Raw genomic sequence first — 20,664 nt, 5'->3', positions numbered from 1 at the left:
GGGGCGGCGATGGAGCATCACGGCATCGAGGCGCTGGGCGCGGCGCTGGCAGGATCCGGCGAGGGGCCGCTGGGGCTGGTGCTGGCCGAGGACGGCGTCGAGCTCGACGGAACGCTGCGCCATCACCTCGATCTCGGCTTCGCCTGCGTTCTGGCGGTGGTGCCGGACGACCTGCCCCGCCCCGCCCTCGCGGACCCCCGGATCAGGCTGCTGCGTGCCGAAACCCGCGGCGGGTCGGCGGTCACGAACATCGTCAACGCGGTGATCGCGGCGGCGGCGCCGGGGCGCTGGATGTTCTACGGCTTCAACGCCGAGTACCTGTTTTTCCCCTTCTGCGAGGATCGGGGCGTGGCCGAACTTTGCACCTTTGCGATGGAGGAGCGGCGCGACGCGCTGGGGGGCGTGACGGTCGATCTCTTCGCCGCCGATCTCGACGCGCATCCGGGCGGCGTCTCGCCCGAGGCGGCGCATCTCGACCGGATCGGCTATTTCGCCCATGGCCGCCGCGACGCCCATGGCCACGAGCTCGACCGACAATGGGACATCTTCGGCGGGTTGCGGCTGCGCTTTGAAGAACACGCCCCCGAGGACCGCCGACAGATCCAGCGCCCCGGCCTGTTCCGCGCGGCGTCGGGGCTGCGGCTCGGGCCGGACCGGCTGTTCGACCAGGCGGAATACAACAGCTTGCAATGCCCCTGGCACCGCTCGCCCACAGTCGCCATTGCCTCGTTTCGCGCGGCCAAGGCGCTGCGCCGCAACCCTGCCTCGCGCGAGACGATCGGCGGCTTCGACTGGCCGGGCGCCTCGCGGTTCGATTGGCACTCGCGCCAGCTTCTGGATCTCGGGCTGATCGAGCCCGGTCAGTGGTTCTGATCCCGCAGCCCGATCAGGCCCGGCCGTAGGCCTCGGCGATGGCGATCTGCATCGCCGCCGCCGGATCGCGATGCGCCCAGGACACCAGTTGGAAGGCCGGGTAGAACCGCTCGCAGGCCGCGAAGGCGGTCTGGATCATCCGGTCGACCTGCTCGGCCCCGGCGATCTGCCCGCCAGCCAGCACCAGCCCGTAGCGATAGACCATCATCTCCTGCTCGCCCCACCAGCCGAAGCCACCCATCCAGCAGCGGTCGTTGATGCGGTTGATGAGGTCGAGGATCTGCGGCAGGCGCGGCTCGGGGGGCTGCATCTCGAACATGCAGGCCAGGCGCAGCGTCTCGTCGGCGGGCTGCCAGGCCAGCGTCACCGCGTAATCCCGCCACTGACCCGACAGCGTCATCGCGATCTGGTCCTCGGCCACGCGCTCCACCGACCAGGCGTTCAGGTCGGCGACCTGTTCGACCAGGTCGATCGGGTGAATCTCGTCGTCGAGAAACGACTCTGACAGCGCCATGACGGCCTCTTTTCTTTGCGGCGACGGGCAGCGGAACGCCCGTCCTGGGTTCGGTCGGAGGGTGCTTTCACCCGCCCGGCTTCGGGTGTATATGGTGAGTCTCGACCGAGTCGCTGTAAAGCCGTTTCTTGGGGATAATCCTCCAGATTCGGCCGATTCGAGAATCACCCCCGACATTTCTTGTGGATAACCGAATCGGTGCCTGCCCGCGGCTGCCGTCGCGCGCCCGTTGCGCCGTTGCCCGGCTTGCGGCAGCTTGCGCGGCAAAACGGGAGACCTGCATGAACACCGACCTTCTCAAGCGCCTGTGCGAAACCCCCGGCGTGCCGGGGCACGAACATCGCGTGCGCGACCTGATCACCGCCGAGATCGAGGGCCTGTTCGACCATGTCGAGACCGACCCGATGGGCAGCCTGCTGTGCCGTCGCGATGCGCGACGCGAGGACGCGCCGCGGATCATGCTGCTGTGCCACATGGACGAGATCGGCTTCCTGGTCAGCCATATCGACGAGAAGGGTTTCGTCTGGCTGCACCCGGTGGGTGGCTTCGACCCGCGCAACCTGTTCTCGCGCCGGGTGCTGGTCTGCACCGACGATGGCGACATCAAGGGCGTGATGAACCCGGGCGGCAAGCCGGTGCACATCTCCACCCCCGAAGAGCGCAAGAAGATCCCGACCCCGACCGAGTTCTTCGTCGACACCGGTCTCGGAACGAAGGCAGCCGACAGGATCAAGGTCGGCGACATGGTGGTGATGGACGAGCCGTTCCTTGAGATGGGCGAAAAGTTCGTCTCCAAGGCACTCGACAACCGCGTTGCCTGCTGGCTCGGCATCGAGGCGATCCGCCAGCTCGGCGACAAGGGCCGCGGCGCCGAGATCCACGTCGCCTTCACCTGCCAGGAGGAGGTCGGGCTGCGCGGCGCCAAGACCGCCGCCTACAAGGTGCGTCCCGACATCGGCATCGGCGTCGACACGACGCTGGCCTGCGACACGCCCGGCGTCCCCGACAAGGACCGCACCACCCGGCAAGGCGACGGCTTCGGCCTGCATGTGCGCGACGGCAGCTTCATCTCCGATCGCGGCCTTGTCGCCGATTTCGAGAAGCTCGCGCGCGAGAAAGAGATCCCGTTCCAGCGCACCATGCTGGCTGCCGGCGGCCAGGACGGCGCGGCGGCGCAGCAGGCGGCGGCGGGCGCACGCGCCATCGGCGTGGTGGTCGGCACCCGCTACATCCACACCGTGACCGAGATGGTCGACCGTACCGATCTCGAGGCCGCGCGCGACATCCTGAGCGCCTATCTCGAAGTCTTCGAGGGCTGATCCAGCGGCGGGCGGTCGCCATGGCCGCCCGCCACCGTTCGAACCGGTGACATCATGACCCTTCACGAAGCCTTGGCCCGGCGCGTGGCCGAAGCCCGCTACCCCGGCGCAGCAGCCCTGTTCTGGACCGGCTCGCTGGCGCGCGGTACTGGCACGCGAAGCTCCGACATCGACCTCGTCGTCGTCTTCGACCAGCTCGACCATGCATGGCGAGAGAGCTTTCTCGAAGAGGGGCGGCTCTTCGAGGTCTTCGTGCATGATCTCGACTCGCTCGACCTGTTCTTCGAGAAGGATGCCGCGCGCGGCCTCCCGGTGCTCATGGACATGGTGACCCGCAGCGTCGTCCTGCGCGCCGGCCCGGTGGCGGACGCGGCGCGAAGTCTGGCCGAGCGCCGCCTTGCCGAAGGTCCGCGCCCCTGGAGCGCAGCGGAGCTCGAGCGCTCTCGCTTCATCGCGGGCGACCTGCTCGAAGACCTGCGCGGCGCGACCGATCCCGACGAGATCCGCATCATCGGTGCGCTGCTCTATCCGCACGCGCTGGATCACCTGCGCCGGTCGCGCGGGCTTTGGAGCGGGCGCGGCAAGCACGCCTTGCGCCTGTTGCGCGAGGCGGAGAGCGAAATCGGCCCAGCGCTGATCGCCGCTTTCGAGGCATTGTTCGCGCGAGCCGAACCGGGGGCAGTTGTCGAGACGGTCGACCGCATCTACGCGCCCTGCGGCGGCCCCCTGGTGGAATGGCGCAATGACGCGCCGCCGCACCGCGCCTCCTGACATGCAAGAGGGCGGCCCCGACGGGCCGCCCCTCTCACATCTCGATGACCGACCGGGCGATCAGTTCGAGGTCTTGGTCTCCAGCGCGGCGATCCGGGCCTTGAGCGCCTCGTTCTCCTCGCGTGCCTTCTGCGCCATGGCGCGCACCGCGTCGAACTCCTCGCGGGTCACGAGGTCACGATCCGCCAGCCAACGGTCGAGCATCGACTTCATGGCGTTGTTGGCCTCGTCCTTCGCGCCCTGCGCCACGCCCATCGCGTTGGTCATCAGCTGCGACAGATCGTCGAAGATCTTGTTTCTCGATTGCATGGCGGGTCTCCGCTGTTTCGGGCTGGCCTCTATATGGGCGGCGCTGGGCCCGGCGACAAGGCAACGACGCGCGTGCCGGCGTGGGCCGCTCACGACATGGCGAGGCCCCGCCCTCCCTCGCGGTTGCCCGGATTGACAAGCCCCGGCACCCCGCCGCAGGTATCGCGCCATGAATGGCATCCCCTTCCCCGAGATCTCGCCCGAGATCTTCACGATCTCGCTTGGCGGGTTCGAATTCGCGCTGCGCTGGTACGCGCTGGCCTATATCGTCGGCATCCTCGCGGGCTGGCGGCTTTCGGTCGCGGCGCTCAAGCGCCCCGGCCTGTGGCCCGGCGACCGCCCGGCCATGACCCCGCCCGAGCTCGAGAACCTGCTGAGCTGGGTCATCCTCGGGATCATTGGCGGCGGGCGGCTGGGCTACGTGCTGATCTACCAGCCGGGCTACTACCTGACCCACCCTTGGGAGATCCCCTTCCTGTGGCAGGGCGGCATGTCCTTCCATGGCGGCTTCATCGGTGTGATCCTCGCGATCCTGATCTTCGCGCGCCGCCACCGCCTGCCGCTCGGCGGCGTCGCCGACACCATCGCGCTGGCCACCCCGCCCGCGATCCTGCTGGGCCGCCTCGCCAACTTCGTCAATGCCGAGCTCTGGGGCCGGCCCACCGACCTTCCCTGGGGCGTGATCTTCCCGGGCGCGGCAGCGCAGGACTGCCCCGGCATCGAAGGCCTGTGTGCGCGCCATCCTTCGCAGCTCTACGAGGCCGGCATCGAGGGGCTGTTCCTGCTGGTGCTGTTCATCCTCATGGCGTTCCGCTGGGGTGCGCTGAAGCGGCCATGGATGCTGTCGGGCACCTTCTTTCTGGTCTACGGCATAGGACGCTTTCTGGTGGAATTCGTGCGCCAGCCCGACGCGCAGTTCGTCTCGCCCGGCAACCCGCTCGGTCTGGCGCTGCATGTCGATGGCTGGGGCCTGACGATGGGCCAGATCCTGTCCTTGCCGATGATCCTCGCCGGGATCGCGGTGATCGCCCATGCCCGGCGCCGAGCGCCCGCCACGGCATGACGGCGCTACGTGATATCTTGCTGCGGCGCATCGCCGCCACCGGGCCGATCGGCATCGCCGATTACATGACCGAATGCCTGCTGCATCCGGTGCATGGCTATTACACGACCCGCGACCCGCTGGGCACGGGCGGCGATTTCACCACCGCGCCCGAGATCAGCCAGATGTTCGGCGAGCTGATCGGCCTCGCCCTGGCACAAGCCTGGCTCGAGCAAGGCGCACCCGCGCCGTTCGCGCTGGTCGAGCCGGGGCCAGGGCGCGGCACGCTGATGGCCGACATTCTGCGCGCCACCGCCCGGGTCCCGGGCTTTCACGCCGCGCTCCGCCTGCATCTGGTCGAGGCATCGCCCACTTTGCGCGCGGCGCAGGCCGAGCGGCTGCCCGACGCGACATGGCACGACCGGCTCGACCAGATCCCTGACGATCTGCCGCTCTTCCTCGTCGCCAACGAGTTCTTCGACGCGCTGCCGATCCGCCAGTTCATTCGCGACGGGTCCGGCTGGCGCGAGCGGGTGATCGGGCGCGACGGCGACCGGCTGGTCTTCGGCCTGACCGCGCCTGCGCCGCTGACGCAACTTGAACACCGCCTGGCCAACACGGTCGACGGCGACATGGTCGAGATCTCCCCGGCCCTGCCCGCGCTGGTCGGCGAAATCGGCGCCCGCATCGCCGAGAATGGCGGCGCGGCGCTGATCGTCGATTACGGCGGCCGCGGCACGACCGGCGACAGCTTCCAGGCGGTGCAGGGCCACCGCAAGGTCGATCCGCTCGATGCGCCCGGCGCCGCCGACCTGACCGCGCATGTCGATTTCGACGCGCTGGCCCGCGCCGCCGCCCCGGCCGCCTGCGCCGGGCCGGTGCCGCAAGGCGTCTTTCTCGAACGTCTCGGCATCACGGCGCGCGCCCAGGCGTTGGCCGCGCGACTCGAAGGGGCGGCGCTCGACCGCCATGTTGCCGCGCATCGCCGCTTGACCCACCCCGAAGAAATGGGCGACCTGTTCAAGGTAGCCGCACTTCATCCGTGCAATGCCCCGCCGCCACCCGGATTTGAGACGTGAACGCCGCAACGCCGCTCGACATCATCACCGCCGACAGCCTCGCGCCGCTGCGCCATGGCTTCTTCGGCCGTGCCGGCGGCGCCTCGTCCGGCGTTTTTGCCGGTCTCAACTGTGGTCCTGGCAGCTCCGACCAGCACGAGGCGGTCCGTATCAACCGCGCCCGCGTGGCGCGCGAGATGGAGGTGGCGCCCGAGGCGCTGATCGGCCTCTACCAGATCCACTCCGCCGACGTGGTGAAGGTCACCGCGCCGGGGGGCGAGCCGGCCCGCGCCGACGCGCTGGTCACCAACCGCCCCGGCCTCGCGCTCACCATTCTCACCGCCGATTGCCAGCCTGTGCTCTTCGCCGATGCCGAGGCGCAGGTGATCGGGGCCGCCCATGCGGGCTGGAAGGGAGCGCTGGCGGGCGTGCTCGACGCCACGATCGACGCGATGGTGGATCTTGGCGCGCGGCGCGATCGGATCCGCGCGGTGATCGGCCCGACCATCAGTCAGCGCTGCTACGAGGTCGGCCCGGAAATGCTCGACGCCTTTCTCGCAGAAGACCCGGAGGCGGCGCGGCATTTCGCGCAAGGCCAGGGCGACCGGCTGCTCTTCGACCTGCCGGGCTTCGGTCTGCGCCGACTGCGCGCCGCGGGCATCGCCTCGGCCGAATGGACCCGGCACTGCACCTATTCCGATCCGGCGCGGTTCTTCAGCTATCGCCGCGCCACCCATGCGCGCGAGGCCGATTACGGTCGGCTGATCGCGGCGATCCGGCTCTGAGGCCCGAAACAATCCGTTTCGCCCGACATCTTTGACAATCGTGCTCCGCCGACCCATTGTCGCCGGGAACCCAACAGCTTCGGGTGTTGTCGGTGGGGGCCGACAGCCGATGTGACGACCGAAAGGTGATCGCATGGCACTACCCCTGCCCGTTACTCGCGTCCCGGCCCGCGCCGGGGCGTCGCTCCCCGCGTCCCATCACGACACATCGCCACCCGCACAGCCGACGCTGATGCGGCGGATCGAGATCATGACGCTCTGTCGCGATCACCCCGGCGATATCGTCGAGTGCAGCCGCACCGTCCCCGCCGCCCCGATCTTCGAGGAAGCGGTCGCGGCCTTTGCGCATGGCGCCCAGATCCCGACCGAACGCGGCCTCGTCGCGGTCGAGGACCTGCTGCCCGGCGACAAGGTCAAGACGGTGGGACGCGGCTTTCGCACCCTGCTTTGGCGTGGCGGCACGACGCTGGTCGCGGACGTGCCCGGCCAGTCGCCCGAGATGGGCCGCCTCACCCGGGTCGCAGCCGACGCTCTGGGGATCGCGCGGCCGATGCACGACCTCGTGCTCGGGCCGATGGCCAATCTGGTTCGCCACGGCGCCGCGATCGAGCGGCTGACCGGACACCGGGCCGCAGCCCTGCCGGCGCGCGACCTGATCGACGGGATGGGGGTGGTGGAGCTACGCCCGCCCTCGGCGGTGCAGGTGTTCCATCTGGGCTTCGAGCGGCACGAACGTATTCTCGCCAACGGCGTCGAGGTCGAGAGCTACCACCCCGGCCCAGCCCGGCTGGCGCGCCTTTCGCCCGAGGACCGCGCGCTGTTCCTGTCGTGCTTTCCGCATCTCGAGCGGATCGAGGATTTCGGCCCGCCTGCCCTGCCGAGGCTGCGGCTGGCCGAACTCGATCAGGTCGCCTGAGGCCCGCGCCTCAGGCCTTGCGCGACAACCGCTCCTCGAGCACGTCGAAGGGCACGCCGGGCTCGGCCTTGGCGTTGCGGATCACCAGCGAGGTCTTGACGCTGGCGACATTCGGGGCCGCGGTCAGCTCGCCGGTGAGAAAGGACTGGAAGCTGCGCAGGTCGGGCGCCACGCATTTGAGGATGAAGTCCACCTCGCCGTTGAGCATGTGACACTCGCGCACGAGCGGCCAGCCGTTGCACCGGGCCTCGAAGGCCGACAGCTCCGCCTCGGACTGGCTCACCAGCCGGACCATGGCGAAAACCGACACGTCGAAGCCTAGTTCGCGGGCGTCGACATCGGCATGGTAGCCGCAAATGTAGCCCTGCTCCTCGAGCGTGCGCACTCGGCGCAGGCAGGGCGGCGCCGAAATGCCGACGCGGCGGGCCAGCTCCACATTCGTCATCCGGCCATCGGCCTGCAGCTCGGCCAGGATCATCCTGTCGATCTCGTCGAGTTTCGCCCCGGGCATCATCTTCTCCATGAATCTTGCGCATCACCTAGGACAGACCGCGTGCGGGCGCAAGAATATTGCACGCGTGCGCAACATCGTGACCCTGAGGGTGACGCGGCGGCCGCAGGTCGAACCGCTTCCCGCGCAGCGGGGTTTGCAGCGCCGGGGACAGTGGCTATATGCAGCCGACTTCAGGCTTGCAAGGGGACGTCCCATGACCACGCGGCGCGACACTCGGGTTCTCATCATCGGTTCCGGCCCGGCGGGTTACACCGCCGCGGTCTATGCCAGCCGTGCGATGCTGCAGCCGATCCTGGTGCAGGGCCTCGAGCCGGGCGGCCAGCTCACCACCACCACCGATGTCGAGAACTGGCCCGGCGACACCACCGTGCAGGGCCCCGACCTGATGGTGCGGATGGAAGCCCATGCGCGCGAGATGGGCGCCGAGATCATCACCGACATCATCACCGATCTCGACCTGTCGAAGCGGCCCTTCGTGGCTCGTGGCGACAGCGGCACCGAATACGTGGCCGAGGCTGTGATCCTCGCCACCGGCGCCCGCGCCAAGTGGCTCGGCCTGCCCTCCGAAGAGGCCTTCAAGGGCTTCGGCGTCTCCGCCTGCGCAACCTGCGACGGCTTCTTCTATCGCGGCCAGGAGATCGTCGTGGTCGGTGGCGGCAACACCGCCGTGGAAGAGGCGCTGTTCCTCACCAACTTCGCCTCCAAGGTCACGCTGATCCACCGTCGCGACGAGCTGCGCGCGGAGATGGTGCTGCAAAAGCGCCTGTTCGAGCACCCGAAGGTCGAGACGCTGTGGCATCACCAGCTCGACGAGGTGGTGGGCGAGGACAATCCGAAGGGCGTGACGGCGATCCGGGCCAAGGACGTGCGGACCGGCGAGATCACCGAGATTCCTGCCAAGGGCGTCTTCATCGCGATCGGCCATGCCCCTGCTTCCGAACTGGTGAAGGATCAGCTCGAGACGCATCACGGCGGCTACGTGAAGGTCGAGCCGGGTACGACCCGCACCTCGATCCCGGGCGTCTTCGCCGCCGGCGACCTGACCGACCATGTCTATCGTCAGGCCGTGACCTCGGCCGGCATGGGCTGCATGGCCGCGCTGGATGCCGAACGTTTCCTGGCCGAGCACGGTCAGGCCGCGGAAGTGGCGGGCCATGAAAAGGACGAGACGCTGCCGCTGGGCTACGGCGCGCCCGAAGCCGCAACCGCGAAGTGATGGACGGGGCGGAGCTTCTCCGCCCCTTTTCGGGTCGGCTATGGCGGATCTGCGCCGCCGGAGCCGACCCGCTGGCCTTTGTCGCCAACCCCGAAGGCCGGTTTCACCATGACGGCCAACCCGCGATCTACGCTTCGCTGAGCCCCGAAGGGGCGGCAGTGGCACTAGCCACCTATCTGCGTCCGGACGACCCGCCGCGCCGGCTCTGGCCGCTAAAGCTGGACGCGCACCGCATCGCCGATCTGCGTGAAGACGAAAACTGCGTTGCCTTGGGCGTATGTCCCGACGATCTGACGGCACGATGGGCAGAGGACCGGGCCGCGGGTCGCCCCGCCCGCAGCTGGCGCGCCTCCGACCGGACGCGCGCGCTCGGTGCGACCGGTTTTCTCTATCGCTCGCGCAAGGCGCCCGAGCATGCGCATCTGGTGCTGTTCTCCGCATCCGGGCTGCATCAGGCAGGCGCCTCGCGGCGCTGGCCCGAACCGCTGCCTGATCGCTAGGCGGCGTGTTCGCCTTTCGCCTGCCTCTTTGCCTCTCCGTTCCGCAGCGGCCGCCTCTCGTGGAAAACGGTCCGTTTTGCACGTCCCTCCCCTTGCGACACGGCAAAGACGCGGTCTAGGAGCGGCAAGAGCCCCCCATTTTCGGCCCCTGGAGAACTGCTTTGATGGCCTCGAACCTCGCCCCGATTCCCGAACTCTATGTTTCCTACGAGTCTGCCCAGAAGCTGAAGGTCGAGGCCGGGACCCTCGTCTCGCACGACCTGACGCCGCGCCAGATCTGCGATCTCGAGCTGCTGATGAACGGCGGCTTCAACCCGCTCAAGGGTTTCCTCTCCGAAGCGGATTACGACAGCGTCGTCGAGACCATGCGCACCCAGGACGGTGCGCTGTGGCCGATGCCGATCACGCTCGACGTCTCCGAGAAGTTCGCCGAGACGGTCGAGCTGGGCCAGGACATCGCCCTGCGCGACCAGGAGGGCGTGATCCTCGCCACCATGACCGTCACCGACAAATGGGTGCCCAACAAGTCGCGCGAGGCCGAGAAGGTCTTCGGTGCCGATGACAGCGCCCACCCGGCGGTGAACTACCTGCACAACCACGCGGGCAACGTCTATCTCGGCGGCCCGGTGACCGGCATCCAGCAGCCGGTGCATTACGACTTCAAGGCACGGCGCGACACGCCGAACGAGCTGCGCGCCTATTTCCGCAAGATGGGCTGGCAGCGCATCGTTGCCTTCCAGACCCGCAACCCGCTGCACCGCGCGCATCAGGAGCTGACCTTCCGCGCCGCCCGCGAGGCGCAGGCCAACCTGCTGATCCACCCGGTGGTGGGCATGACCAAGCCGGGCGATGTCGACCACTTCACCCGCGTGCGCTGCTACGAGGCGGTGCTCGACAAGTACCCGTCCTCCACCACGCACCTGTCGCTGCTCAACCTCGCGATGCGCATGGGCGGCCCGCGCGAGGCGCTGTGGCACGCGCTGATCCGCAAGAACCACGGCCTGACCCATTTCATCGTCGGCCGCGACCACGCGGGTCCGGGCAAGAACAGCCAGGGCGAGGATTTCTACGGCCCCTACGACGCCCAGGAGCTGGTGCGCCAGCACCAAGAGGAAATCGGCATCGAAATGGTCGACTTCAAGCACATGGTCTACGTGCAGGAGAAGGCCCAGTACTACCCGATCGACGAGGTGCCCGAAGGCTCGACCGTGCTCAACATCTCGGGCACCGAGCTGCGCCGCCGCCTGGCCGAGGGTCTCGAGATCCCCGAGTGGTTCTCCTTCCCCGAGGTGGTCCGCGAGCTGCGCCGCACCTCGCCCGAGCGCTCCAAGCAGGGCTTCACGGTGTTCTTCACCGGCTTCTCCGGCTCCGGCAAGTCGACCATCGCCAATGCGCTGATGGTCAAGCTGATGGAGATGGGCGGCCGCCCGGTGACGCTGCTCGACGGCGACATCGTGCGCAAGAATCTCAGCTCGGAGCTGGGCTTCTCCAAGGAGCACCGCGACCTCAACATCCGCCGCATCGGCTACGTGGCGAGCGAGATCACCAAGAACGGCGGCATCGCGATCTGCGCGCCGATCGCGCCCTATGCCGCGACGCGCCGCGCCGTGCGCGAGGATGTCGAGAATTTCGGCGCCTTCATCGAGGTGCATGTCGCGACCTCCATCGAGGAATGCGAGCGGCGCGACCGAAAGGGGCTCTACAAGCTCGCCCGCGAGGGGAAGATCAAGGAGTTCACCGGCATCTCGGATCCCTATGACGTCCCCGAGAGCCCGGAGCTTCGCGTCGAGACCGAGGGCACCGACGTCGACAACTGCGCGCATCAGGTGATCCTGAAGCTCGAGCAGATGGGCCTGATCGCGGGCTGATCGCCACGCCAGACACGCGAAAGGCGCGCCCCTCGGGGCGCGCCTTTTTCGTTTCCGTCGATGCCGCGCGGTTCAGTGCAGCGTCACCGGATGCATGTCGTGCTGCCGCGCCAACGTGAAGGCCAACCGGCGGTCGGCCACGAGCGCGAGCTGCTGGCCATCGCTGTCATGCACGGCGAACAGTACCTCCAGACCCTCGGCCTGTTCCTGCACCTCTTCTGGAAGGTCGGCGACGGCCACGGGCTTGACGTAGACCAGCTTGCTTTCGTCTTCGGTCAGCTTGGGATGGCGGAATTGCGTGTTCATGTTCCACTCCTCTTGATGCGGATCGTCTGCACGACGCTGTCGGCGGGCTGACGGGAGAGGTCGATATGCAGCAGGCCGTTCTCCATCACCGCCTCGCCCACCTCGACGCCATCGGCCAGCACGAAGCTGCGCTGGAACTGGCGTGCGGCGATGCCACGATGCAGGAACACCCGCTCGGAGCCGGCGTCGGACTGGCGTCCGCGCACCACGAGCTGGTTGTCCTCGACCGTGATCGAGAGGTCGGATTCGGCGAACCCGGCCACGGCGAGCGTGATCCGGTAGGACCGCTCCGACGTCTGCTCGATGTTATAGGGCGGATATCCGTCTCCCGACGCCTTCGCGGTTCGTTCGACCAGCCTTTCAAGCTGTTCGAACCCCAGAAGGAAGGGGTGCGTCCCCAATGTCAGCTTCGTCATGCGACACGTCCTCTGCCCAAGCGACCGTCCGTCAGCGGCCCCGGCATCGGCAGCCGCCTTAACCTCAATATGGGTGGCGAAATTCCGCCTTGCAAGGTGCGGGGCTAGGCGGCTGGCGGCGCAGCTTCTATGATAAGGGCCAAAGACGCAGGGCAGACGAGCATGAACAAGTCGGCGAAGATGGAAGAGATCGAGGTGCTCCGGGTGGAGCTCGAGGTGCTCAAGCGCGAGCATCGCGATCTCGACGAGGCGATCCACGCGCTCGAGGAGCGCGGCGGAGCCGACATGTTGCGGCTGCGGCGGCTCAAAAAGCAGAAACTGCAGCTCAAGGACCGGATCACCCGGATCGAGGACCGGATATTGCCGGACATCATCGCCTGATCTGCTTGCCGTCGCGTCCCGCACCGGTGTAGTCCCGCCTCAACTGCAAGGAAGGGATCGGCATGGGCGTGAAGGTCGGCATCATCATGGGCAGCCAGTCGGACTGGGCGACGATGCGCGAAGCGGCGCAGATGCTCGACGAGCTGGGCGTGGAATACGAAACCCGGATCGTCTCGGCGCACCGCACCCCGGACCGGCTGTGGGATTACGGCAAGACCGCCGTTGCCCGCGGCCTTGAGGTGATCATTGCGGGGGCCGGCGGTGCCGCGCATCTGCCCGGCATGATGGCATCGAAGACCCGCCTGCCGGTGATCGGCGTGCCGGTGCAGACCCGTGCGCTGTCGGGCGTCGACTCGCTCTACTCCATCCTGCAGATGCCGCGCGGCTTTCCCGTCGCTACCATGGCAATCGGATCGGCGGGGGCGGCCAATGCCGGGCTGATGGCCGCGGGCATCCTGGCGCTGGGCGATCCGGCACTGGCGCAGCGGCTCGACAACTGGCGCGAGGCGCTGTCGGCCTCCATCCCCGAGGAGCCCCGCGATGAGTGACGCGCTGCGCCCCGGCTCGACCATCGGGATCTTGGGCGGCGGTCAGCTCGGCCGGATGCTCGCGGTCGCGGCGTCCAGGCTGGGCCTGAAATGCCATGTCTACGATCCCGGCTCCGACGTCCCGGCGGCCGAGGTCGCGGCCCATGCCACCACCGCCGCCTGGGATGACGAGGCGGCGCTCAGGGCCTTTGCCAGCTCGGTCGACGTGGTGACCTACGAGTTCGAGAACGTACCCACGGCCTCGCTCGACCTGATCGAATCGATCGTGCCGATCCGCCCCAATCGGCGCGCCCTCGCGGTCAGCCAGGACCGGATCGACGAAAAGAACCTCCTACGCTCCCTCGGCCTCGCCACCGCGCCCTATGCCGCCGTGGACGACGCCGGCTCGCTCGACGCGGCGATGGCCGAGATCGGTGCGCCGGCGATCCTTAAGACCCGCCGCTTCGGCTATGACGGCAAGGGACAGGCACGGATCATGTCGGCGGATGCCGCCGCCGCGGCGCTGGCGGAGATGAACGGCGCGCCCTCGATCCTCGAAGGCTTCGTCGAGTTCTCGCACGAGGTCAGCGTGATCGGTGCGCGCGGGCTCGACGGTGCGGTCGCCTGCTTCGATCCCGGCGAGAACCGTCACGAGGACGGCATTCTGCGCGAGACCACCGTGCCAGCCCGGCTCACGGCCTCGCAGCGTACCGACGCGGTGCTCTTGGCAGCGAAGATCCTGACCGAGCTCGACTATGTCGGCGTCATGGGTGTGGAGCTCTTCGTCACGCCGCAGGGCCTCGTGATCAACGAGATCGCGCCGCGGGTGCACAATTCCGGCCACTGGACCCAGGATGGCTGCCTGATCGACCAGTTCGAGCAGCATGTCCGCGCGGTCGCAGGCTGGCCGCTGGGCGACGGCGCGCGGCATTCGGACGTGGTGATGGAGAATCTGATCGGCGACGATGTCGACCGCATCCAGCAGATCGCAGCCACCCAGTCGGCCATCCACCTCTATGGCAAGGCCGAGGCCCGGCCCGGCCGCAAGATGGGCCATGTCAACCGGATCACCGGTCCGGTGCGCTAGAGCATCTCGCGCAGCGCGGCATCGAGCCCCTCCATGCCGCGTGGCTGCCAGCTCAGCTGCCAAAGCCGGTCGCAGCGCATAGCGCTGACGCGCGACGCGTCGGCGCGATCGGGCAGCGGCCCGTCCCGCCCGGTAATCCGCGCAACCCGCTCCAGCAGGTCGCGCCGGTCGAGCGTGATGTCCGACGCGTTGAAGCTGCGGGGGGCCAGCGCTGCCTCGGGCGCCTCCAGCAGCAACGCCACCGCTGCCGCCAGATCGTCGCCATGCAGTTCGGTCGCGACGCGCGGCGCAACGGTCTCCCCGGCAAGAAAGGCCTCGAACAGCCCGCGCCACTTGTGATCCGGGTTGGAAACGCCAGAGGGTCCGTAGATTCCCGTGGCGCGGATGGCGGCGGTGGCGAAGCCGGGCCGGGCCAGCGCAGAGAGCCCCTGCTCCGCCGCCCATTTCACCTCGCCATAGAGGGTGTCCGGACGCGGCGCGAGATCCTCGGTCAGCGCGGTGCCGGACGGGTAGTCGCCATAGACCGCGCGGCTCGACAGGAAGAGCGCATGGGTGAGCCCCGCCTCCCGCGCCTCGCGGAAGAGCCGCAGCGAACCGTCGCGGTTCGCCGCCACAAAGCCTTCGGGATCGTCGCCCTCACCGCCGCGGTAGCGCCCGGGCACATGGAGAAAGGCCGTATGCACCAGCGCGTCGCAGCCCGCGAGCGGCGCCGCCACGCCCAGCGCCCAGCACCGGTGTTCATTGCCTGCGACCGCCTGCCGGCCAAGCGTCACCACCTCGTGCCCCCGTGCCGCAAGGCCGCGAAGTAGGAACCGCCCGACCAACCCGGTCGCCCCGGTCAGCGCGACCTTCATGACGGGTTCGGCAGATGCGCAAGATCGGGCACCGGCCCGTCGCCCTCATAGGCACGCCACAAATCGATCAGCACCCGCAGCCGCTCGGCCTTGGCATGGTCCTGCCATGGCTTCTCGTACTGGAAATGCAGCACCTTGATCTGCTCCCAACTCCACAGCTCGGGCAGGTTGAACCAGACATATTGCAGCGTGTTGCAGGTCACCGGTAGGCCATGCCAGTCGGGAAAAAAGTCCTGCAGAAAAGTCTGATCGGTGCGCCGCCAGAAGGCGCCGGGCGCGTCAAGCCGCGCCAGCATCGCGTCGAACGTGGCCGGATCGGGCCGGGCGGTGAACACGCCCGAATTCATCCGGTGAAAGTCTGTGAGGCTCTCATAGACGTTCGGCGCGGCGCAGAACTCCGGGTAGTCGAACAGCGCGTCAATGTTGCGCAGCGCCAGCGTGTCGGCGTCGAGGAACACGACGCGCTCGTAGTCGAGCTGCCACAGCCTGAGCTTGGCAAAGTTGTCGAGCGGGGTGTGGAAGGCCGGCTTCTCGCCCTTGGTGAAGGGGGCCGCGCCGTGCAGCGCCTCGCGCGCATGGGCGGCGTTGAAGTCCCGAGAGGTCGGCAGCAGCTTCGTCTGCACCAGCCGGGCGCCACGCGCCCTTAACGGCGCGAGATCGTCTTCCCCCACCCCGCCGGTGTGCAGCACGACGAGATCGGCCGTCGTCCCGGTCAGCCGGAGGGAGCGCAGCAGCGCCTTCGCGCCCCGTGCGAAATCCGCATTGGTGACTAGGGTGGCGAAGGCCCGGCGGTCGATCGCCGGGCCTTCGGGGCGCAATCCATCCTTCATGAGACGGTGCGCAGCGCCCGGCCTTCGGGGTCGCGCTCGACCCGCGCGCCCAGATCCCGGGTCCAAGCGGAAACGGCGGGCACGCGGCTCCGGTCGATGCGGTGCGCATATTTCCGCGCCACCTCGACCACCTCGTCCAGAAGCCCCTCCTGCAGGGTGATCGGATCGAGGCCCAGCGCGAGGAACTTGTCGTTCTTCACGACGAGATCGTTCTCCTCGGCCTCCTTGCGCGGGTTGGGCAGATAAGAGACCCGGGCGCCGGTCTTCTTCGCCACCATCTCGGCCAGATCGCGGACCCGGTGCGTTTCGGTCATCTGGTTGAAGATGCGCACCCGCTCGCCCGATTTCGGCGCGTCGCCCAGCGCCAGTTCGATGCAGCGCACCGAATCCTGGATATGGATGAAGGCGCGCGTCTGCCCGCCCGTGCCGTGCACGGTGAGCGGGTGGCCGATCGCCGCCTGGATCAGGAAGCGGTTGAGCACGGTGCCGTAATCGCCGTCATAGTCGAAGCGGTTGATCAACTGCTCGTGGCGGCGGGTCTGGTCGGTATGGGTGCCCCAGACGATGCCTTGATGCAGGTCGGTGATCCGCAGCCCGTCGTTCTGAGCGTAGAACTGGAACAGGATCTGATCGAGGCTCTTGGTCATGTGATAGACCGAGCCGGGCTTGGTCGGATACAGGATCTCCTGCTTTGCCTTGTCGCCCGCGAGCGTCTCGACCTCGACGTCGAGATAGCCTTCGGGGATCGCCGCGCCGACGCTGGAATAGCCGTAGACACCCATCGTGCCGAGATGCAGCAGATGCGCGTCGATGCCCGTCTCCACCAGCGCGGCGAGCAGGTTGTGCGTCGCATTGGTATTGTTGTTGACGGTGTAGACCTTGTGGCGGTCGGATTTCATCGAATAGGGCGCGGCGCGCTGCTCGGCGAAATGGATGACGGCGTCGGGTTTTTCCTCGGCCAGCCAAGACTTCAGCCGCTCGTATTCCTTGGCGAGATCGATCAGGTGGAAGTTCAGCCGCCGTCCGGTCACCTCATGCCAGATCCGGCAGCGCTCCTGGATCGAGTCCATCGGCGTGAGCGACTGCACGCCCAGCTCGGTGTCGATCCAGCGGCGGCTGAGATTGTCGAGAATGTGGATCTCGTGGCCCTGCTCGGACAGATGCAGGCAGGTCGGCCAGCCGACGAAACCGTCGCCGCCGAGAATCGCGATCTTCATGATGTGCCCCCTTGCTAGACGCCCCGGGCCTCGCACGGCCCGGCGACAGGGTCATGACACCCTGCCCTCCTCGGGCGGCATAATGCATGGGGCGGGACAAAGCGCCACCCCGCCCCGGCGTCCGGGGCGGGGCCCGGCGGCTCAGCGCCGTTTGACCGTCTTGCGGCCGGCCCGGCTCAGCGCCCCGATCAGCGCGGTGGCGCCCAGACCGATGGTGGCGGCGGCGGCATAGGTGCGCCAGGCGGGTGGCAGCGGGCGGTAGAGATCCGCGACCCGGGCCAGCGCGGCAACCGGCGGCGCGGCCTTCCACAGATCGGCCTCGGCGCGCTTGCCCGAGCGCTGCGTGACCTCGCGCATCACGCCGATCCCGGCCGCCATGGGGCCGACCCGTGCGGTGCTTTCGCGCTTTTTCGGCAGCCGACCGCGCGACACCGCTTCGAGCGCATCGCCCAGCGTCTCGGTATCGCCCGCCCAGAGGCCGCGATAGACGATCGTGCCCTCGCGGTCGGTGAGCCAGACGGCGTTGGGCTTCTCGCCCAGCTGGCGGTGCAGCGTGCCTTGCGTGTCGTCCACCGCCACCGGCCAAGGCAGGTTGTCGCGCGCCTTGAGGATGCGGGCGTTGCGGATCTTGGCATCCATGTCGTGCGGCTGGTCGAAGCGTTCGCCGGGATGCGCCTCGCGCACATGCAGCATGACGAACACCACCTGTCCGCCATAGCGGCGATGCAGCTTCTTGAGCGCCGGGACGGACGAGGCCGTCATCGGGCATGTGTACGACCCGGTGACGAGCAGCATCGGCTTGTTGCCGGTGATCGCGTGGCTGCGAATCCGCCCGCCGGTGGCGGCGGGCAGATCGAAGACGGGCAACCTGTCGCCCGGTCCCGGCACCCCGGGTTCGAATGCCATGTCGCGGCGCAGGGTGCTGGCTTCGACGTGGTCGTAGACGTAGTCGCTTGTCGATGTCATGGGCGGGTCTCCGCGGCTGGTGTTGCAACTGTCGGTGACACAACCCGCGAAAGCCTCAGCCGTTCGATTTCTCCTTCGCCTGCGCCTCAAGCGCCCGGTTGAGATCGATCACGGCCCCGATCAGCGCGGCATGGGCAAAGCCTTGCGGGATGTTGCCGAGCATTTCGCCGGTGGCCGGATCGGCCTCCTCCGCGAAGAGACCGAGATCATTGGCCTGCGCGATCCCCGCCTCGATGATCGCCCGCGCCCGCTCCAGCTCGCCCCGCATCACCCAGTACTGCGCGACCCAGAATCCGGCGGTGACGAAGACACCTTCCTCGTGCCCGTCGGCGCATTCGAGGCGGCGGCGGAACAGCTTGCCGTCCGGGCTCCATTCCCGTTCCAGTGCCGCCATGGTGGCGCGCATCTCGGGCGTGTCGGCGGCGCTGTAGTCCCAGACCGGGAACAGCGCGGCGGTGACGTCGACCTCTTCCGAGCCGGGATAGACCGCGTAGGCACCTTCCGAGGTCAGGCCGTTGCGCGCGACCCAGTCGCGGATCTCGCCCGCGGCCGCCCGCCAGCGCGTGGCCTCTTCCTCGTCGGCATAGTCCGCCGCCGATTCAAGAGCGCAGGCGGCGACGACCTTTCCGGAAACATACGGCTTCGGCGGCGTCTCCTCCCAGATGCCGTGATCGGGCTCCTGCCAGTTGTCGGCCAGGAAATCGCAGATGTCTGAGACCACGTCCCAATGCGCCCGGCCATCCGAGCGGCCCTCGCGGTAGAGCAGCTTGGCCGCCAGCGCCACGTTGGCATAGGCGTCGAGCTGGAGCTGGTCGGCGGCGCCATTGCCGATCCGCACGGGGCGCGAGCCGCGCCAGCCCTCGAAGGGCAGCTCGGTCTCGCCCGGCGCGGTTTCGCAATCGAGGTCGGTGAACACCGCCATCGGGTATTTCTCGGAGGTGCCGGTGCAGCGGCAGATGAACTTCAGGTACTGTTCGCCCTCGCTATCCTTCTGGCACAGCCGCAACAGGGCCGAGACGATCATGCCGGCGTCGCGCAGCCAGACATAGCGATAGTCCCAATTGCGCCCGCCACCCGCGATCTCGGGCAGCGAGGTGGTGACGGCGGCCACGGTGGCACCGCTCTCCTCGTGGGTGCACAGGCGGATCGCACGCAGCGACTGCCGGAGTTCCTCGGCAAAGACCCCGTCGTAATCCACCGCCTCGTCCAGCCCGCGCCAATGGCCCAGCGTGTGACCGCGCCAGTTGTCGAGCGTGGCCGGATCGGGCCGGGTGAGAGGCGCATCCGACAGCGCCATCCAGCCCCGCTCTCCGGCGGGCAGCTCCATCACCGCCCTGCCCTCCTCGATGCGCAGCGGGTGCGAACCGTAGAGGGTCATCCCTTCGATCGTCACGGCATCGGCCTCGGCCGAGACGCGCGCGGGCTTGCGACCGTAATCGGGGCGCGGGTCGATCACCGCGCGCAGCGGCACGGGCGCTTCACCGAACTCGCGCACCAGCACCCCCACGGGGGCCTGCGGACCAGAGGTCATCCAGTCGAGCACCACCAGTTCGCCTTCCGCCACCTCCAGCCGCGTCTCCAGCATGCCGCTGCCGTCGAGATAACGTCGCGAGCCGGGACGGGCGCCGTCGATCTCGATCCGCCAGTCGCCGCCCGCCGGATCGAGCAGCCCGGCCAGCAGGCTCGGCCCGTCGAAGCGGCAAGGGCAGTACCACAGGATGCGGCCCATGCGGTCGATGACCGCCGCTGTGCGTCGATCGCCGATCACGCCCAGATCGCGGATCGGCACCTGATTGGTGGCGGCGGCACCGTCGGGCCGGGTGGTCTGGGGGGTTGGCTGGGTCATGCGGCGCTCCTTCGCGGCCCAACCGGACCCGCGCGAGCGGGGTTCCGGCGGCGCGAGGTCGCAGCGGCTCAGAGCGGGACGTCGGTGGTGTTCTTGATCTCGCGCAGCGTCACCGAAGTGGAGATCGACAGCACGTGCGGCAATTGGACCAGCGCGTTCTTCACCGTGCTTTCGTAATGGCGAATGGAGCGGGCCAGCACCCGCAGCAGGTAGTCGTGATCGCCCGACACGGTGTAGCACTGCACCACTTCGGCGATGCGCACCACGGCGGCCTCGAACTCCTCCAGATGGGCGCGCGAATGTCCGTTCATCCGCACCGCGCAGAACACAGTGATGTCGAATCCCGCCGCCACCGGGTCGATGATATGCCGCCGCTCCTCGATCACCCCGGCCTCGCGCATCCGCGTCAGACGGCGCCAGCAGGGCGTGTGCGACAGGCCCAGCCGCTCACCGACCTCGCGCAGGGTCAGATCCGGCTCGGCCTGCAAGAGCCGCAGCAGCCGGCGGTCGGTTTCGTCGAGTGTGATCGTTTCGCCCATTGCGCCCCAT

The 20,664-nt window shown here is 68.4% G+C and carries 24 protein-coding genes; 13 read left to right on the top strand and 11 right to left on the bottom strand.

The window, feature by feature from the left end; genetic code table 11:
• Positions 1-9 precede the first annotated feature (9 nt).
• Positions 10-873 carry a hypothetical protein gene (locus T8T21_RS14445; RefSeq protein ID WP_322336088.1) on the top strand — a complete coding sequence of 288 codons (864 nt, stop codon included), beginning with the start codon at positions 10-12 and terminating at the stop codon, positions 871-873.
• A 13-nt stretch (positions 874-886) separates the two neighbouring features.
• Here T8T21_RS14445 and T8T21_RS14440 read toward each other — a convergent pair whose 3' ends face one another.
• Positions 887-1,387, bottom strand: coding sequence for a type III secretion system chaperone family protein (locus T8T21_RS14440; RefSeq protein ID WP_183472119.1), 501 nt, complete (start codon positions 1,385-1,387; stop codon positions 887-889).
• Between the two features lie 281 nt (positions 1,388-1,668).
• On the opposite strand from T8T21_RS14440, the gene T8T21_RS14435 reads away from it, so the two are divergent.
• Entirely contained in the window at positions 1,669-2,706 is a 1,038-nt protein-coding gene (locus tag T8T21_RS14435) for a M42 family metallopeptidase (RefSeq protein ID WP_322336087.1), read from the top strand.
• 54 nt (positions 2,707-2,760) lie between these two features.
• The gene (locus T8T21_RS14430) at positions 2,761-3,477 is read left to right on the top strand and encodes a nucleotidyltransferase domain-containing protein (protein WP_322336086.1); all 717 of its coding nucleotides are present in this window, start codon (positions 2,761-2,763) and stop codon (positions 3,475-3,477) included.
• Positions 3,478-3,537: 60 nt separating this feature from the next.
• Here the strand turns inward: T8T21_RS14430 and T8T21_RS14425 are convergent, their stop codons facing one another.
• A complete protein-coding gene (locus T8T21_RS14425) occupies positions 3,538-3,786 on the bottom strand; it encodes an accessory factor UbiK family protein (protein ID WP_085897110.1) in 249 nt (82 codons plus the stop codon).
• Positions 3,787-3,955: 169 nt separating this feature from the next.
• Between T8T21_RS14425 and lgt the strand changes: the two genes are divergently transcribed.
• From lgt to T8T21_RS14405, 4 genes are all read left to right on the top strand, one after another.
• The gene (lgt, locus tag T8T21_RS14420) at positions 3,956-4,849 is read left to right on the top strand and encodes a prolipoprotein diacylglyceryl transferase (RefSeq protein ID WP_322336085.1); all 894 of its coding nucleotides are present in this window, start codon (positions 3,956-3,958) and stop codon (positions 4,847-4,849) included.
• Positions 4,846-5,907, top strand: coding sequence for a class I SAM-dependent methyltransferase (locus T8T21_RS14415; RefSeq protein ID WP_322336084.1), 1,062 nt, complete (start codon positions 4,846-4,848; stop codon positions 5,905-5,907). The genes lgt and T8T21_RS14415 overlap by 4 nt, the downstream gene beginning before the upstream one ends.
• Positions 5,904-6,671 (top strand): peptidoglycan editing factor PgeF, encoded by a 768-nt coding sequence (gene pgeF, locus T8T21_RS14410; protein ID WP_322336083.1) that lies wholly within the window; start codon positions 5,904-5,906, stop codon positions 6,669-6,671. The genes T8T21_RS14415 and pgeF overlap by 4 nt, the downstream gene beginning before the upstream one ends.
• 133 nt (positions 6,672-6,804) lie before the next feature.
• Positions 6,805-7,587: a Hint domain-containing protein gene (locus tag T8T21_RS14405; protein ID WP_322336082.1), complete on the top strand. Its 783-nt coding sequence runs from the start codon at positions 6,805-6,807 to the stop codon at positions 7,585-7,587.
• A gap of 10 nt (positions 7,588-7,597) precedes the next feature.
• Here the strand turns inward: T8T21_RS14405 and T8T21_RS14400 are convergent, their stop codons facing one another.
• Positions 7,598-8,098: an Lrp/AsnC family transcriptional regulator gene (locus T8T21_RS14400; RefSeq protein WP_322336081.1), complete on the bottom strand. Its 501-nt coding sequence runs from the start codon at positions 8,096-8,098 to the stop codon at positions 7,598-7,600.
• A 196-nt stretch (positions 8,099-8,294) separates the two neighbouring features.
• Between T8T21_RS14400 and trxB the strand changes: the two genes are divergently transcribed.
• The 3 genes from trxB to T8T21_RS14385 all read left to right on the top strand — a co-directional run bounded on the left by trxB (position 8,295) and on the right by T8T21_RS14385 (position 11,685).
• The gene (trxB, locus tag T8T21_RS14395; RefSeq protein ID WP_322336080.1) at positions 8,295-9,317 is read left to right on the top strand and encodes a thioredoxin-disulfide reductase; all 1,023 of its coding nucleotides are present in this window, start codon (positions 8,295-8,297) and stop codon (positions 9,315-9,317) included.
• Positions 9,317-9,817, top strand: coding sequence for an RES family NAD+ phosphorylase (locus T8T21_RS14390; protein ID WP_322336079.1), 501 nt, complete (start codon positions 9,317-9,319; stop codon positions 9,815-9,817). Before trxB ends, T8T21_RS14390 begins: the two co-directional genes overlap by 1 nt.
• A 164-nt stretch (positions 9,818-9,981) precedes the next feature.
• Positions 9,982-11,685, top strand: coding sequence for a bifunctional sulfate adenylyltransferase/adenylylsulfate kinase (locus T8T21_RS14385; protein ID WP_183472159.1), 1,704 nt, complete (start codon positions 9,982-9,984; stop codon positions 11,683-11,685).
• Between the two features lie 72 nt (positions 11,686-11,757).
• Here T8T21_RS14385 and T8T21_RS14380 read toward each other — a convergent pair whose 3' ends face one another.
• The gene (locus tag T8T21_RS14380; RefSeq protein WP_183472161.1) at positions 11,758-11,991 is read right to left on the bottom strand and encodes a DUF1150 family protein; all 234 of its coding nucleotides are present in this window, start codon (positions 11,989-11,991) and stop codon (positions 11,758-11,760) included.
• Positions 11,988-12,407, bottom strand: a complete 420-nt coding sequence (locus T8T21_RS14375; protein WP_183472163.1) for an Hsp20 family protein — start codon at positions 12,405-12,407, stop codon at positions 11,988-11,990. The genes T8T21_RS14380 and T8T21_RS14375 overlap by 4 nt, the downstream gene beginning before the upstream one ends.
• Before the next feature lie 162 nt (positions 12,408-12,569).
• On the opposite strand from T8T21_RS14375, the gene T8T21_RS14370 reads away from it, so the two are divergent.
• The 3 genes from T8T21_RS14370 (at position 12,570) to T8T21_RS14360 (ending at position 14,402) form a co-directional block, all read left to right on the top strand.
• Entirely contained in the window at positions 12,570-12,788 is a 219-nt protein-coding gene (locus T8T21_RS14370; RefSeq protein ID WP_183472165.1) for a YdcH family protein, read from the top strand.
• A gap of 62 nt (positions 12,789-12,850) precedes the next feature.
• A complete protein-coding gene (gene purE, locus T8T21_RS14365; protein WP_183472167.1) occupies positions 12,851-13,336 on the top strand; it encodes a 5-(carboxyamino)imidazole ribonucleotide mutase in 486 nt (161 codons plus the stop codon).
• A complete protein-coding gene (locus T8T21_RS14360) occupies positions 13,329-14,402 on the top strand; it encodes a 5-(carboxyamino)imidazole ribonucleotide synthase (RefSeq protein ID WP_322336078.1) in 1,074 nt (357 codons plus the stop codon). The genes purE and T8T21_RS14360 overlap by 8 nt, the downstream gene beginning before the upstream one ends.
• Here T8T21_RS14360 and T8T21_RS14355 read toward each other — a convergent pair.
• From T8T21_RS14355 to T8T21_RS14330, 6 genes are all read right to left on the bottom strand, one after another.
• Positions 14,399-15,256: an NAD-dependent epimerase/dehydratase family protein gene (locus tag T8T21_RS14355; RefSeq protein ID WP_322336077.1), complete on the bottom strand. Its 858-nt coding sequence runs from the start codon at positions 15,254-15,256 to the stop codon at positions 14,399-14,401. The genes T8T21_RS14360 and T8T21_RS14355 overlap by 4 nt on opposite strands.
• A complete protein-coding gene (locus T8T21_RS14350) occupies positions 15,253-16,086 on the bottom strand; it encodes a glycosyltransferase (RefSeq protein WP_322336076.1) in 834 nt (277 codons plus the stop codon). Before T8T21_RS14350 ends, T8T21_RS14355 begins: the two co-directional genes overlap by 4 nt.
• On the bottom strand, positions 16,083-17,303 hold the full coding sequence (locus T8T21_RS14345; protein WP_322336075.1) for an NAD-dependent epimerase/dehydratase family protein: 1,221 nt from the start codon (positions 17,301-17,303) through the stop codon (positions 16,083-16,085). The genes T8T21_RS14350 and T8T21_RS14345 overlap by 4 nt, the downstream gene beginning before the upstream one ends.
• 141 nt (positions 17,304-17,444) lie before the next feature.
• Positions 17,445-18,269 (bottom strand): TlpA family protein disulfide reductase, encoded by an 825-nt coding sequence (locus T8T21_RS14340; RefSeq protein WP_183472174.1) that lies wholly within the window; start codon positions 18,267-18,269, stop codon positions 17,445-17,447.
• A 55-nt stretch (positions 18,270-18,324) separates the two neighbouring features.
• Positions 18,325-20,115: a glycoside hydrolase family 15 protein gene (locus T8T21_RS14335; RefSeq protein WP_322336074.1), complete on the bottom strand. Its 1,791-nt coding sequence runs from the start codon at positions 20,113-20,115 to the stop codon at positions 18,325-18,327.
• A 68-nt stretch (positions 20,116-20,183) separates the two neighbouring features.
• Positions 20,184-20,654 carry an Lrp/AsnC family transcriptional regulator gene (locus tag T8T21_RS14330; protein WP_183472176.1) on the bottom strand — a complete coding sequence of 157 codons (471 nt, stop codon included), beginning with the start codon at positions 20,652-20,654 and terminating at the stop codon, positions 20,184-20,186.
• Positions 20,655-20,664: the final 10 nt, after the last annotated feature.

The organism is Limimaricola variabilis, from assembly GCF_034371605.1.
In the GTDB taxonomy this organism is placed as follows: Bacteria; Pseudomonadota; Alphaproteobacteria; order Rhodobacterales; family Rhodobacteraceae; genus Limimaricola; species Limimaricola variabilis.
This window is presented reverse-complemented; position numbering and strand designations above follow the sequence as displayed.